This window comes from Sneathiella limimaris (assembly GCF_012932565.1).
In the GTDB taxonomy this organism is placed as follows: Bacteria; Pseudomonadota; Alphaproteobacteria; order Sneathiellales; family Sneathiellaceae; genus Sneathiella; species Sneathiella limimaris.
Genome location: NZ_JABBYJ010000002.1, coordinates 398,273 through 411,854 on the forward strand (window position 1 = coordinate 398,273; position 13,582 = coordinate 411,854).

General features: G+C 48.0%; 12 protein-coding genes. 4 read left to right on the forward strand and 8 right to left on the reverse strand.

Annotated features, from left to right (window positions below; genetic code table 11):
• Nucleotides 1-7 precede the first annotated feature (7 nt).
• From tcuA to HH301_RS15520, 4 genes are read right to left on the reverse strand one after another with little or no spacing between them, the layout of a single operon-like run.
• Nucleotides 8-1,504, reverse strand: a complete 1,497-nt coding sequence (tcuA, locus tag HH301_RS15505) for an FAD-dependent tricarballylate dehydrogenase TcuA (RefSeq protein ID WP_169569929.1) — start codon at nt 1,502-1,504, stop codon at nt 8-10.
• A gap of 20 nt (nt 1,505-1,524) precedes the next feature.
• Entirely contained in the window at nt 1,525-2,418 is an 894-nt protein-coding gene (locus HH301_RS15510) for an NAD(P)-dependent oxidoreductase (protein WP_169569930.1), read from the reverse strand.
• 13 nt (nt 2,419-2,431) lie between these two features.
• Nucleotides 2,432-3,412, reverse strand: a complete 981-nt coding sequence (locus HH301_RS15515; RefSeq protein ID WP_169569931.1) for an SMP-30/gluconolactonase/LRE family protein — start codon at nt 3,410-3,412, stop codon at nt 2,432-2,434.
• Nucleotides 3,402-4,880 carry an aldehyde dehydrogenase gene (locus HH301_RS15520; RefSeq protein WP_169569932.1) on the reverse strand — a complete coding sequence of 493 codons (1,479 nt, stop codon included), beginning with the start codon at nt 4,878-4,880 and terminating at the stop codon, nt 3,402-3,404. The genes HH301_RS15515 and HH301_RS15520 overlap by 11 nt, the downstream gene beginning before the upstream one ends.
• A 97-nt stretch (nt 4,881-4,977) precedes the next feature.
• Here HH301_RS15520 and HH301_RS15525 point away from each other — a divergent pair, with 97 nt between their 5' ends.
• Together HH301_RS15525 and HH301_RS15530 are read left to right on the forward strand one after the other, a co-directional pair.
• The gene (locus HH301_RS15525) at nt 4,978-5,880 is read left to right on the forward strand and encodes a LysR family transcriptional regulator (RefSeq protein ID WP_169569933.1); all 903 of its coding nucleotides are present in this window, start codon (nt 4,978-4,980) and stop codon (nt 5,878-5,880) included.
• 83 nt (nt 5,881-5,963) lie between these two features.
• Nucleotides 5,964-6,695, forward strand: coding sequence for a DUF1194 domain-containing protein (locus HH301_RS15530; protein WP_169569934.1), 732 nt, complete (start codon nt 5,964-5,966; stop codon nt 6,693-6,695).
• A gap of 12 nt (nt 6,696-6,707) precedes the next feature.
• Here the strand turns inward: HH301_RS15530 and HH301_RS15535 are convergent, their stop codons facing one another.
• The 4 genes from HH301_RS15535 to HH301_RS15550 form a co-directional block, all read right to left on the reverse strand.
• A complete protein-coding gene (locus HH301_RS15535) occupies nt 6,708-7,832 on the reverse strand; it encodes an ABC transporter permease (RefSeq protein ID WP_169569935.1) in 1,125 nt (374 codons plus the stop codon).
• Nucleotides 7,833-7,834: 2 nt separating this feature from the next.
• Nucleotides 7,835-10,573, reverse strand: coding sequence for a ribosome-associated ATPase/putative transporter RbbA (gene rbbA / locus HH301_RS15540; protein ID WP_169569936.1), 2,739 nt, complete (start codon nt 10,571-10,573; stop codon nt 7,835-7,837).
• The gene (locus HH301_RS15545; protein ID WP_169569937.1) at nt 10,570-11,553 is read right to left on the reverse strand and encodes an HlyD family secretion protein; all 984 of its coding nucleotides are present in this window, start codon (nt 11,551-11,553) and stop codon (nt 10,570-10,572) included. The genes rbbA and HH301_RS15545 overlap by 4 nt, the downstream gene beginning before the upstream one ends.
• 174 nt (nt 11,554-11,727) lie before the next feature.
• Nucleotides 11,728-12,549: a VOC family protein gene (locus HH301_RS15550; RefSeq protein ID WP_169569938.1), complete on the reverse strand. Its 822-nt coding sequence runs from the start codon at nt 12,547-12,549 to the stop codon at nt 11,728-11,730.
• Nucleotides 12,550-12,723: 174 nt separating this feature from the next.
• Here HH301_RS15550 and HH301_RS15555 point away from each other — a divergent pair, with 174 nt between their 5' ends.
• Together HH301_RS15555 and HH301_RS15560 are read left to right on the forward strand one after the other, a co-directional pair.
• A complete protein-coding gene (locus HH301_RS15555; RefSeq protein WP_169569939.1) occupies nt 12,724-13,335 on the forward strand; it encodes a class I SAM-dependent methyltransferase in 612 nt (203 codons plus the stop codon).
• Nucleotides 13,336-13,352: 17 nt separating this feature from the next.
• Entirely contained in the window at nt 13,353-13,580 is a 228-nt protein-coding gene (locus tag HH301_RS15560; protein ID WP_169569940.1) for a DUF2798 domain-containing protein, read from the forward strand.
• Nucleotides 13,581-13,582 lie beyond the last annotated feature (2 nt).

Consider the following 13,582-nt stretch of genomic DNA (forward strand, 5'->3'; position numbering starts at 1 on the left):
GGCACAGTCAGTCCGAGCATTCACTTGCATATTCTGCTGCTGATCTGCCTGCAATTCGTCCAAAAACAGCGCCATTGATCAGACCTGTACCACCTGGATAGTTATTGTAGAATATGCCGCCAACAATCTCTCCTGCCGCGTAAAGTCCAGGAAGAGGTTGCAGATCCGTATTCTTTACTTCGGCTTCAGTAGTGATCCGCAACCCGCCAAATGTAAATGTAACCCCACAAGTGATCGCATATGCTTCATAGGGAGGAGTATCCAACGGATTTGCCCAATTGGACTTTGGAACTTCAAGACCTTTTGTGCCCCGTCCATCCTTGATATTGGGATTGAACTCTTTATCCGTCATGACAGATTCGTTGAAAGCTTTTACTGTCTTGAGAAACCCATCTGGATCCACTCCTTCAAGTTTTTCCGCAAGTCCCTCAAGCGTGTCAGCTGAGACTTTGGTCACCTGCTTGATCCGGTATTCATCCCGGAGCAGATGAGTGACTTTTGAGTCAAAGACCTGCCAGGCAAAATTTCCAGTTTGAGCCAAAATTTCACGGCCATATTTTGCGTAAGTATAATTTCTGAAATCGGCGCCTTCATCGACAAAACGACGGCCCTCAGCATTAACCATTATGCCAAACGGATAGGAATGTTTCTGGAAATTGTCTCCGACCGCCAGATCTCCATATTCAGGGGCGTTTCGATCCCAACCAACCGCGTGACAACCTGACCAGTTACCAGCCGAACTCGCTCCAACGTTAAGGGCCATTGCATGACCATCCCCAGTATTGAACGGTGTCCCTCGCACTTTGGCCAAATCCCATCCTGGCCCCAGATATCGGGTTCGCTTTTCCGGACTGGACTGAAAACCACCGGAGGCAAGGATAACAGCCTTCGCAGTGACATCCATAATCTGACCAGATTTGCGAATTTTCACCCCGCCAACCCTTGTGCCGTCGAATAATAGCTCCAATGCCCTCGCCTGATACCAGACATCTATCCCCCGACTTTTGGCAATCTCAGTCAGACTATCAACGAGTCCTGGTCCCCCGCCGTTCGCCTCAACTGTCAATCCACCCCAGAACTTGAAACGACCATCAACCTTAAACGCCTGGCGCCCATAGATTGGAACGAACCGAACGCCTTTCTCCCTCATCCACTTGATAGTCGTAAAGCTGTTGCGCACCAGAACTTCACAAAGATCCGGATCTGTCCTGTATTGGGTGACCCTGAACATGTCGTCGAAAAACTGATCTTCCGTGTAGGTTCCAAAATCGGTGATTGCGATTTCATTTTCAGACAGGTCAGGCATCACTTCTTTTAGGTCTTCAACACCCCGGTATGCGAAGCGAATAGCGCCCGCTGTAAAACGCGAGTTTCCACCGTTCAAATCCTCAGGCGCACATTCCAGCACCAAAACCCGGCTCCCATTCTCTTCAGCACTCAAAGCCGCACAGAAAGCCGCATTTCCAGCGCCAACAACAATGACATCATACTCCTGATTACTCATAACACTTGTTCCTCCTCGGCTTAACTGAGACGCGACTGTTCAACAACTTTGATTAGTGCTGGAAAATATTCAGCCCCATACCCGGCAGCACTTGATCTTTCCAACATAGATTTAGCGAGTTCAGCTGACGGAGTTTCCACGCCGCCATCCGCCGCCAGTTCCAGCGCATATGTAATATCCTTGATCGCATAGTCGGTAGCGAAGGCATTCAGTGGAAAAATTCCAGGGACCATGGCCTTCATGCCATGATTTCTAAGCGCAAAGCTATCTGCTGACCCTTGAGAGAGTGTGCTCAACAACAAGTCCTTTGAAACACCGGCAGCTTCTGCGGTCACCATCGCTTCGGCCAGGGCAACAACAGTCTGAAAGAGCACCATGTTGTTCATGACCTTCATGACTTGTCCGGTACCAATTTCCCCGCAATGCGTGATTTCTGATGCTGCAGGTTCCAAAAAAGGCTTAATCACAGCAAACTGGTCATTCGTTGCACCCACCATAATGCTAAGTGTCCCATCGATTGCGGCCTGACGAGTTCGGGCAACCGGCGCATCAATGAATTCAACACCCTTTGCTTTTGCGGCTTCATGCAAATCTCTGGTGAGGCCAACAGGACAGGTACTTAAATCAACAACGATTAAGCCTTCCTGGGCACTGGACAAAATTCCATCTTCGCCTGTCAGAATTGCCTCAACCTCTTTCCCTCCAGGCAGGGATAAGAAAAGGATGTCTGAAGTTGCTGCCAGATCACGGACACCTGCCCCTTCTGACGCACCATCTGCAACGAGCCTCTGAACTGGTTCTTTGTTCAAGTCTAAAACTTGCATAGAACCCAAACCTGCCTTCAAGATATTGCGGCAGATTGGCTCCCCCATCACCCCTAAACCAATAAACCCGAGACGTTTTTGTGTTGTCATTATTCTATCCCTCTCAAAGTTTGAAATCTGCTGGCAAGATAGCCGTTGCGACGGCTGTATCAGCCAATGCCCCCATATAAAGCTGACGGCCAGAGGGGCCTCCGATAGCGATGGAAGCAATGTTTTTCAGCTTTTTGCCAGCGGTCTTGTAAAAATGCTCCCGCCCCATTTCGCCTGCGGCTAGAGCATCCTCCACCCACTTGATATGCTCTTCAACGGCGTCCTCAATTACCAGCTTCACATCTCCGGCCGGTGTCACGGCGTAAAGCCGGTTACTCACAATACTGGTCACCCATAGGTTTCCGTCCGCATCGAAACAGCAGCCATCCGGAAAATCTCCATATCCAAACCGGCAAAAAACTTCTCGATCCACCAGTCTATTGTCGTCTGTTATTCGAAAGCGGGTAATCTGTCGGGCAAATGTTTCACTGATATATAGGTGCGTTCCATCAGGGGAAACCCGGCATTCATTTGCAAAACAGATATCATCGCAAACGATCCGGGCACCCTTCTCATCTTCAACAATGATTAGCCCATCTTTCACTTTATCAGAATAGGCATTGAAACGCGGTTGGCTGACAGTGCTAACCGTGATCCAGGTCCGCCCTTGGGTATCCTGCGTTACGAAATTGGCGGCAGCAAGAGAGGTTTTATCCACCTCCATCAGATGATGAGTTAGCTCACCTTGCACAGAGAGCTTCCAGACACCGCCGCCTTCACCAATATTGGCGATCAGGAAACTGCCGTCCGCGCACCTGAAAATCCCATTGGGAACAATATCAGCTCCGTTTGCCTGAAGCCCCTCCGTCCCGATTAATGTCTGCTCCAAATCGCTAGAAATATGCGTTACCCCGCCTGCAGTATGAGAGACATAGAGAGATCCATCCGATTGCACCAAAACGCATTCTGGCCGGGACAAGTCATGGCCGACAAAAGAAACGTCTTCAATGGGCAGAAGCGGTTTCAGCCCAAGTGGTTTAAGTTCAAATCCCATCTTCAAATCCCCCCAGATAGATACTTTTTAGTTGTTGGTAAGCACGAAGTCCCTGAACACCTTTTTCGCGACCAACACCACTTTCACCGTACCCACCAAACGGCGCTGAAATGCTGAGTTGCTTATAAGTATTCAGCCAAACGGTACCCGCCTTGATAGCCTTCGCAACTGCCCAAGCTTTTTGATAGTCTTGCGTCCAAACTCCAGCGGCCAGCCCATAAACGGTGTCATTTGCCAAAGCAACGGCCTGTTCGGTGGACTTGAAACTACAGATCGCCAGAACACCACCAAAAATCTCTTCCTGAATGACGCGGGAGGAGGAACTTAAGCCATCAATGATGGTTGGTGGCAAATAAGCCCCTTTGTCATAAACACCTCCCGTGGGCCGTGTCCCGCCTGTCAGTATTTCACCACCTTCTTGCCGGGCGAGCGCAACATAGCTTTCAACTCTTTCCCGTTGCTGGAAGGACGCCATAGGACCAATGTCGCTCTCCTCGTCGAAGGGATCCCCAAGCTTCATGCCTTCCGCATGCTCAATCAACATCTCTAAAAATTTATCTTTGATTGACTGCTCAACCAGCAACCTTGAGCCGGCAACGCAAGACTGCCCTCCCGAAGCAAAGATGGCACTAATCACACCCTTGCATGCGGCATTCAAATCAGCATCTGCAAAGACAATATTAGGTGATTTTCCGCCAAGCTCTAAAATAACAGGTTTAAACAGTCCCGCAGCCGTTTGAGCGATAGAGCGTCCCGCACCGGGGCCACCGGTAAATGAAATCAAGCCACTGAGCGGGCTTTCTACAAGCTGCTGGCCAATTTCGCCTCTACCCGGAACGACATTCAATATCCCGCTCGGCAATCCCGCATCAAGGAAACAGCGCGCAAGTTCCATAGAGACAAGTGAGGTAAGTTCAGATGGTTTCAAGACAACCGCATTTCCTGCTGCCAAGGCTGGAGCAATCTTCTGGGCTGCCATTGTAAGCGGTGAGTTCCAAGGCGTAATCGCAGCAACAACCCCAAAAGGTTCATGAACCGTGGCCGTCAGGTAATTACCCCGAGCAGGTGGGATATCATCAAGTTGCGTTTCACAAAGGGACGCAAAATACCTGACGATCCCGGCAGCGGACAAAGCCTGCCCTCGTGACTCTTTAAACGTCTTCCCATTTTCTGAGGACTGCAAACAAGCAAGTAAATCTGCTCTATCTGCAATTAACTCGGCACTTCGGAACAAGTAATCTGCTCGCTGATGGGGGAGCAAACTCGCCCAGTCATGAGATTGATAAGCCCTATCCGCAGCTTGCAGGGCTTCCGTGACTTGTTCACTTGATGCGCAGCTAAGTTTTCCAATTAACTCACCAGATGCTGGGTTTCGGATCTCGAGAACCTCTCCCTTCCCTAGCACCCATTCTCCTGCAATTGGCAGCTTGTCATGGTTATTGAAATTAAATCTGAAATCCACACCCATTTCAGCCCCTTCCTTTTTATTTGAAAGAAGCTTAGTCAGGAATTATTATTATGTTAAATAGATTAATTTGAATAATTATATAAAATATTTGAATAATATGGACGTAAAACATTGCCGGGCTTTCGTTGCAGTAGCTGAACATTTACATTTCACCAAAGCTGCCAACGCCCTCAACATGACACAGCCAACCTTAACCCATCTCATTCAGCAGTTGGAACAGAGTTTAGGACTATCGCTTCTCAACAGAAGTACCCGCCAAGTAGAACTCACCCAAATGGGTGAGGTTTTTCTCCCCCTTGCAAGAAATGTGGTTCACGATCTGAAGTCAGCCATTGATCATATGAAAGACATGGCTGAACTCCGCCGTGGCAAGGTTTCAATCGCGGCCTTCCCATCGGTCGCAGCCAACAAGCTTCCGCCGCTTGTCGTCAGTTTTGAAAAACAGTTTCCCGGTGTTGAGGTGATAATTCGAGATGGGATTTGGGAGAACATTATCCGCGACATACAAGAAGGGACTGCCGATTTTGCGATCACCTCCGAGCCAAAGAACATGGAGTCATTTGCATTTACCCACATGTATGATGATTTCATTCACTTGCTGTGTTTGGACACTCATCCTTACGCGCAGCAAAAATCAGTATGTTGGCGAGACATTAGCAACGAAAAGCTTATTCTGCTGTCAGATAACACCGGCATCCGCCAAAGCATTAATCAAGCGCTCGGTGATACAACTCAGCAGTTCAAATCCGTTTACGAACCCGCCCTCATTCAAACTGTAGTTGGCCTTGTCGCTGCAGGTGCGGGTCTTGGCGTTGTCCATTCATCCTACCAACAGGTCACATATCAGGAAAATATTGTCTCACTGCCGATTGAGGGCCCTATCGTGCGGCGCCCCGTTGGAATTCTCACCCGAAAAGACAGGCAACTCACACCTGCAGCAAAAACCCTGCTTGCAATGACTTTAGATCATTTTACGTCCAACTCTGAATCGAGAAATTGACTACCAAAATCCGGTTTCACTTGACCCAATTTCTATTTTAGAAAATTATAATCTTATAGGTTAACGTTGGGATGGAGCCTGATATGCTTAAGCTGACACTGGCCATTTGTGCCAGTTATTTTTTAACCGCAATCCCGATCAGCAGTGCCCAGGAAGAGACAAAGGTTGGCCTGGAACTTGTTCTGCTTGCAGATGCAACAGGATCAATCGATGATGCTGAAATTCTGTTTCAGCGGCAAGGATATGCGAAGGCCATAACCGATCCCGCGGTCATTGATGCCATCACCATTAGCGCCTACGAGAAAATTGCAGTCACCTATGTGGAATGGGGTGACGCTGATAGTCAGCACATTGTTGTCGACTGGCAGATTATTGATGGCGCGGAGAGTGCACGGAAGTTTGCCGAAGATCTTCTGAAACCAGCCCGGCTCGCGTTTGGATATAATGCCATTGGCTCTGCCCTCATGTTTGGCAAAAACCTTATCGAAAGTAATAATATTTGGGGCTTAAGGCGGGTAATTGATATTTCAGCTGACAGCGCCAACAACTGGAGCGGCCCCTCCATCCCCTATGCTCGAGAAGAAGTCGTAAACGCCAACATCACCATAAATGGCCTTGCTGTTCTTTGTCGTCATTGCTCAGGAAGGCCCAATAATTATGACCTTGAAGAAGCGTTCAAAACGCAAATCATTGGTGGAAACGGGGCTTTTGTCATCACAGCCGATAGCGCCAATACTTTTGCGGCAGCAGTTCGCCGCAAGTTGATCCTGGAGATCGCGGACACGTCTCCAACTGGGGCGCAAAAAGTTGAGTAGCTGGCGTGCAGCCTAACTAACGATGGCCTTACGGAACCGACGCAAAGCGAACGCAAAGAAAACAGATCCGATGACAAACATCATAAGAGCCTGCGGCCAAATGATTTCGAAACCGGCATCCCGGAACAAAACAGCCTGAGAAAAACTCACATAGTGAGTTGAAGGAGAAAGCTGCATCGTCCATTGAAGCCACCCCGGCATACTTTCAAGGGGCGTCATCCCTCCTGAAAGGAGCTCCATCACAACAAAAACAGGGATCGCCAAAAGCCCAAATTGTGGCATGGAAGTCGCAAGGGTCGCCAACAAGATTCCAAGTGCGGTCACAGAATAGAGATACAACCCAGCGCCCAACAAAAACAGCGCGGTCGAGCCTGTGATAGTGACATTCATCAAACCCTCCACTACGAAAGTCAATGAAAGCGCTGTTGCAACAAGGATCACCAATCCGTTTGCCCAGATTTTGGAAATCATAATATCTGTTGGCCTGACAGGCATTACAAGGAGATGCTCAATTGTCCCATGCTCGCGCTCCCGAATAAGAGCAGCCCCCGTCAATAGAATAGACATAACTGTCACATTGTTGATGATCTGCGAAACTGCCATGAACCAGGTGGAATTCAGATTTGGGTTAAAAGCAGCCCTTACAACCACTTTCAAAGGTCCAATTTCCTCAATCGGTTGTTCCTTTTGTAAAAAATGCATTACTTCCTGATTGATAATGTTCGCTGCATAATTGGCTCCATTGCCGGCCACTGACATTGCTGTTGCATCCACATTCAACTGAATTTCCGGCTTTTCTCCTTTGAGCAAGTCTGACTCAAATTGTGGTGGAATACTGACAATAAAAATAAAATTACCAGCATCCAAAAGCGGGTCTATTTGATCGGCAGAGATTTGAACAGCCGGCTTGAAGTATGGCGGTAAAAAACCATCCGCAATGCGACGGGAGAGAAGTGAGCCATCTTCATCGACAATTGCAACAGAGGCATTTTCAACCTCCATTTTGGCATTCGTTGCGATTTCATAGATAGCAAAAGTGAATACCCAAATTAGCAAAACGATCAACACAGGATCAGAACGAAGGCTATAGAGTTCCTTGATCCCAAGTGAATATATTGTTCCAAGTCTCCCTCTCATCTTTATTTCTCCTGCTTTTTCAGAAGAAGTGCTGCAAGTCCGAAAAGTCCAATAGCAAAGGCGATCAACGCCAGGTGATTAGACATTAGATCTTCGAACTGGAGTGCCTTCGTAAATCCACCCACGCTGATTTGCTGAAAATATGGAGCGGGAAAGAATTTACCCATGAGTTGAGCAGTGCCACCAAGCGTCGACACAGGTGTCATAAAGCCAGAGAAATTCATCGTTAGAACCACACTAATAATTGCGGTTGCGAAAATCGCTGCAATTTGGCTTCTCACGAAGGAAGAGACAAAAATTCCAAAACCGGTCGTCGTGCAGACATAAAGGAAAGCACCGGAAATGAGAGCCAGCCACGAACCTTTCATTGGCACCTCAAATACCAAAAGAGCCAGAACCAACAAGATAAAAAAGTTCATGAAGGCAAGTGCCACATAAGGGATTTGCTTGCCCAAAAGGAATTCTAGTTTGTTTACAGGTGTTGCATAGAAGTTGGTAATACTACCCATCTCCTTTTCCCGCACAACACCAACTGCAGTCAACATCGCCGGTATGATTATGCAGAGCAGCATGATTGTTCCAGGAACAATGGCATAAGTACTTTTGAAGGACTGATTATACCGAAATCGGGTTTCTAACTCATAAGCCGCGAGATCCGGTGGCAACCCAAATCGTCGAAGGGACATATCTTCCAAATAGTGGGAAGTTACACCTTGAATATAACCGCGAGCGGTCTCAGCTCGGAAAGGCATAGCCCCGTCAATCCAAATGGCCAACTCCGGTTTTCGCCCTGCTAGCAAGTCACGCCCGAACTCGCTTGGAACTTCAATGACAAACTTGAGTTCCCCGCTTTTCAGTCGCCGCTCCAACATCTCTGAATTTGTGATAGGCGCCTGCTCTTCAAAATACCGAGAGCCTCTGAAATTCTCAAGATAAGTGCGACTTTCCAGGGATTGGTCCTGGTCAAAAACGGCGAACGTTAAATCTTCGACATCAAAGGAAATTCCATAGCCAAACGTAATCATCAGGATTACAGGGCCGATAAACGCAAACGCAAGCCGAATAGGATCCCTCATAAGCTCTTTGGACTCTCGAAGTGTGTAGGCTAGCATTCGCCGAAGGCTGAAAAAGCCCCTCAACAACTTTTTGTCTGCCCCATTTAGCTCTACTCCGAGAGGCTCTTCCCCATTTGGTGGGTTCTGAACCTCGCTCGCATCTTGCAATACGGAGACAAAGGCCTCCTCCAAGGTTTCTGCACCCTGTTCTTTTCGCAAGTCTTCTGGCTCTCCCACTGCCAGGACCTTACCCGCATGCATCAAAGACACCCGATCACATCTTTGAGCCTCATTCATAAAATGTGTGGAGATAAAAATGGTCACGCCCTCGTTACGGGAGAGGTCAATGAGAAGCTGCCAAAACTGGTCCCGAGCGATGGGATCAACGCCGGAAGTGGGCTCATCAAGAATGAGGACCTCAGGTTTGTGCAAGATGGCAACAGCAAGTTGCAAGCGTTGCCTTACACCAAGTGGCAGACTATCTGGCAGTTGGTCTTTGACGGGTTCAAGATTAAACCGATCTAATAGCTCTTTTACTCGGATCTCTTTCTCAGACCGAGACAAATTAAACAAGTCAGCATGAAGGTTGAGGTTCTTAAGGACGCTAAGCTCGTGATAGAGGGAAAAGGATTGGGACATATACCCAATGCGCTTTCGAATTGCCATATCCCGCGCATTCAGTGGTTGGCCAAACAATTCAGCATGCCCTTCAGATGCAGGTAGCAGGCCTGTTAACATCTTCATTGTGGTGGTCTTGCCGCACCCGTTTGATCCCAGAAATCCGAAAATTTCACCTTTGGCAATTTCAAAACTGACATGGTCAACCGCTGTAAAATCCCCAAACCGCATGGTCAAATTCTCAGCATGTATCGCGACCTCTTGCTGTGATTGATCACGAGGCGGGACTTCAACAGCCCTATATTGAGCTCGCTTCTGCTCAGGCAGCAAACCAATAAATGCCTCTTCAAGAGTTTCAGACTGAGTTCGCTGCAAAAGCTCTACTGAGGTCCCGGTGGCGGTAATCGCACCCGCATCCATAGCCACCAGCCAGTCAAAACGTTCCGCCTCATCCATATATGCGGTGGAAACCAAAACACTCATTTCCGGTCTGCGCTCACGCAATCGGTCGATCAATTCCCAGAACTGCTTTCTAGACAATGGGTCAATCCCGGTTGTTGGCTCATCAAGGATCAATAGATCTGGATCATGGATTAGTGCACAGCAAAGCCCTAGCTTCTGTTTCATTCCACCAGACAGTTTGCCCGCAGGTCGTTTTAAAAATGGCAGTAATCCAGTTGCACTCGTCAGTTCCCGAATTTTCTGCTGGCGGTTTCTTTTACTCTGATTGAATAGTCGCCCAAAGAAATTAAGGTTTTCCTGAACGCTGAGCGTGGGGTACAGGTTTTTCCCAAGGCCCTGGGGCATATAGGCAATCCGATCCACAACCTTTCGCCGTTGACGTCTAGATGCCATATCAGCATCCAGTGTCACGACTGATCCTTGCTGGATTTTCCGGACACCCGAAATTAACCCAAGCAGGGTAGACTTCCCCACCCCGTCTGGGCCGATTAAACCGACTAAGCATCCTGATGGAATATCCAGACTGATATTCGACAAAGCTTTGGTGGACCCATACTGATGGGATAAGTTCTTAAGCCTGACAATATGCGTATCAGCATCAGTCATTTAGGCAGACTCACCTCAAGATTTTTTGGCCATTCTATATTTGGATCAGGTTTTACATATCCGACACCCCTGACCCCAGCCTTCACCCTTCCTTCGTACTTCCGAAGTAGCGTTGGCGCGATCCGCAACTTTACACGAAACACAAGCTTTGAGCGTTCATCTACAGTTTCGACCGCCTTCGGAGTAAATTGGGCGTCCGAGGAAATGAAGGATACTTTGGCCGGTATGACCAGGTCAGGCGCTGGATCCAATATCAGTCGCGCGTCTCCTCCCACAGCTAGGCGACCAACTGTTTCCGCGGCCAGAAAAACAGTCATATACACATCGGACAAATTGACCAAAGTCACAACATTCCCGCCAGCTGCCAATACCTCTCCGGGCTCGGCCAAGCGATATTGCACGCGCCCCCGAATAGGTGCCGTCAGCTCATAATCCGCGAGGACCGCAAGCAGTCGCAATCGATTTTGGCGAGCGGCCTCCAGAGCTGCCTCTGCTTGCGCAACGCTGGCGTTAGCCGCCCGCATTGCTGCATCCGCAGCAGTAAATTCATTTCGTCGCTGATCGAGCTTTTCAGTGGAGGCATAGCCTCTTTCGTGAAGTTTCTGTGTCCGTTGCAGTTCATTGCTGGCATAGACAAGTGTACTTTTGCGGCTTTCTACTGAGGCTAAGGCCTCCTCCAGCGATTTTTCAGAAAGCTGAATATTTGCTTCTGCGACCTTAATTTCCGCCTCTAGCTCGGCTGTGTCCATGCGCGCAACGACGGCACCTTTTTCGATCATATCGCCTTCACGCACTAAAATCTCTTGAACTCGTGCAGCTCTTTTAACAGAGACATTGACCTGTCCCGCCTCAATCCTACCGTTAGAGCTGTAAATTCCGTCAGGGAGTTGATTGGCGATGTTTTCCAGCCAGTAATAATACCCACCCCCAACCAGAACTGATAAAACCACCACCCCGACAAGCAATTTTCTTAAATTCATCAAAATGCCCCCTACCGCCCACGGTAAACGATCATCCCAGATCACATCCGCTTTAATAAGAGCCTATGTTAACTCACCCATCCAATAAAGCCATTGATCAAAAGCAGTTCGTGTAAATTCTGCAAAAGTTTACACGTATTAGAGGTAGGAAGACACGAACGGCTTTGTAAAAAATTATCTTTTCGGAGTTTGCAACATGATGGTCGGAACATCGCAGTTGTGATCCCGAACGGTAAAAACCTCAGTTCCGGGGCGCCGCCCTTTTCGAGCTTCTGAAACATCTACTCCTTGTGCTCTTAAGGACTCCACTGCACGCGCAGCATCTTCAACTCGCCAGCTGATCCCCCAGAAATAATCTTCTTCCGCTCCTAGACTGTCATCCTTCAATTGCCGAGCAACTTCCAAAACCATATCCCCACAGCGGAAGAAGAGAAGTTGCGCCCCCCATTCGGGTCTGTTTATATCAAGCCGCAAGTTCAACCCCAAACGCGCTCCCAACAACGCCATTATCGCATCCGTATTCTGTGTGCGAATGACCAAGTGGTCCATTGCCTTGACTAGACCATGACCACTCTTTTCTCCTTTTTGAGAGGCCCAGTCACTTGATCGCTCTACGAAAGAGAAATGCAGTGATCGGCAATCTTTTGATGACAACTCATAGACATCAGAATTAGTGCCAGCACTCGACAACGTTTCGTAAGGATCAGCTCGGTTCTGAATATTGCTGCCGAGATCAATAGCCTTCAAACGTCTCAAAAACCGATCAGCTCTTGGCACCTCAAAGCAAACCTCCGCTAGCCCAAATTCTCCTTCTGCTTCTCTCAACAGTAAACCCGTGTTGGCAAACTGAAAGAGACATGCATCACCCCCTTCATATTTCCCTCGACCAGTCGCCTCTTTTCTAAAAAGTTTTTCGGAATCGCGAACTGCTGCCTCTAAGTCAGGAACGTTAATCACCACATGATCTAAGCCGGAGATATAAGGGTAGTTGCTCATTGCTTTTCTCGTTTCTTGTTTTCGTTTTTTAGCTTGCTAGGTAATATAGATCCTACCCTAAACTAAAAAGGTGTCCGCCTTTCAAAAAGTTTATTTCATAATTTGGGGAAAAACAGCGGAAACGAAGAGAACCTCTTCTAACAGACACCCGTAAAACATCAGGGGAGGATTGCCATGAAACAAGATTACTGGAATGACAGATATGCTTCTAAAGACCTTATCTGGTCAGCAGGCCCTAACCAGTTTTTCAAAACGGAAGTCGATAATCTGAAACCAGGAAAAGCCATTGACCTCGCCTCGGGAGAAGGTCGTAATGCTCTTTATCTGGCGGAGCTGGGATGGAATATAAAAGCTGTCGATTTTTCCGAAGTAGCATTGGAGAAGGCTGAAAAAATTGCTAGCGGAAGACACCTTAAAGATAAAATTGAGTTCATTAATGCGGATCTCAACACTTATCTCCTTCCGAAATCTTCCTTTGATCTGGTGGCAATCATCTATCTTCAACTCCCTCAGGATCAAATGATCCCGATTATTCATAAAGCTGTCCACGCTGTCGCACCAGGCGGCACCTTTCTTATGATCGGCCACCATTCGCAAAATCTCACTCATGGTTACGGCGGACCTCAAAATCCAGAAAACTTGTACACAGAAATGGAAATTGTCGGCACCATTAATGGAGAGCTCGCTATCGAAAAAGCAGAACAAGTTAATCGGATTGTTGATACGGATGAGGGTCCCCAAACAGCTATCGACTGTCTGGTCCGTGCGATCAAACCAAATCAATAACCCTCAAGGACCCCCATATGGTACCACAGCGATTTGAACATATTCTTTTTGGCTTTATCCTTTCTGGTCTGATGTCGTTTATTGTCTCAGGCATCTCAACTTTACGGGCAATCGGCTGGCACGATGATTTCTTTTTATCGTGGGTTGGTGCCTGGGTCCCCTCCTGGATGGTTGCCTTTCCTGTTGTGTTATTTGTAGCGCCGCTCACACGTAGGATTGTCCATAAACTCGTTCGGCCTGTTTGACG

Excerpts from the sequence above, each read along its gene's own strand:
- tcuA (WP_169569929.1), bottom strand. The coding sequence starts at position 1,504 with ATGAGTAATCAGGAGTATGATGTCATTGTTGTTGGCGCTGGAAATGCG.
- HH301_RS15510 (WP_169569930.1), bottom strand. The coding sequence starts at position 2,418 with ATGACAACACAAAAACGTCTCGGGTTTATTGGTTTAGGGGTGATGGGG.
- HH301_RS15515 (WP_169569931.1), bottom strand. The coding sequence starts at position 3,412 with ATGGGATTTGAACTTAAACCACTTGGGCTGAAACCGCTTCTGCCCATT.
- HH301_RS15520 (WP_169569932.1), bottom strand. The coding sequence starts at position 4,880 with ATGGGTGTGGATTTCAGATTTAATTTCAATAACCATGACAAGCTGCCA.
- HH301_RS15525 (WP_169569933.1), top strand. The coding sequence starts at position 4,978 with ATGGACGTAAAACATTGCCGGGCTTTCGTTGCAGTAGCTGAACATTTA.
- HH301_RS15530 (WP_169569934.1), top strand. The coding sequence starts at position 5,964 with ATGCTTAAGCTGACACTGGCCATTTGTGCCAGTTATTTTTTAACCGCA.
- HH301_RS15535 (WP_169569935.1), bottom strand. The coding sequence starts at position 7,832 with ATGAGAGGGAGACTTGGAACAATATATTCACTTGGGATCAAGGAACTC.
- rbbA (WP_169569936.1), bottom strand. The coding sequence starts at position 10,573 with ATGACTGATGCTGATACGCATATTGTCAGGCTTAAGAACTTATCCCAT.
- HH301_RS15545 (WP_169569937.1), bottom strand. The coding sequence starts at position 11,553 with ATGAATTTAAGAAAATTGCTTGTCGGGGTGGTGGTTTTATCAGTTCTG.
- HH301_RS15550 (WP_169569938.1), bottom strand. The coding sequence starts at position 12,549 with ATGAGCAACTACCCTTATATCTCCGGCTTAGATCATGTGGTGATTAAC.
- HH301_RS15555 (WP_169569939.1), top strand. The coding sequence starts at position 12,724 with ATGAAACAAGATTACTGGAATGACAGATATGCTTCTAAAGACCTTATC.
- HH301_RS15560 (WP_169569940.1), top strand. The coding sequence starts at position 13,353 with ATGGTACCACAGCGATTTGAACATATTCTTTTTGGCTTTATCCTTTCT.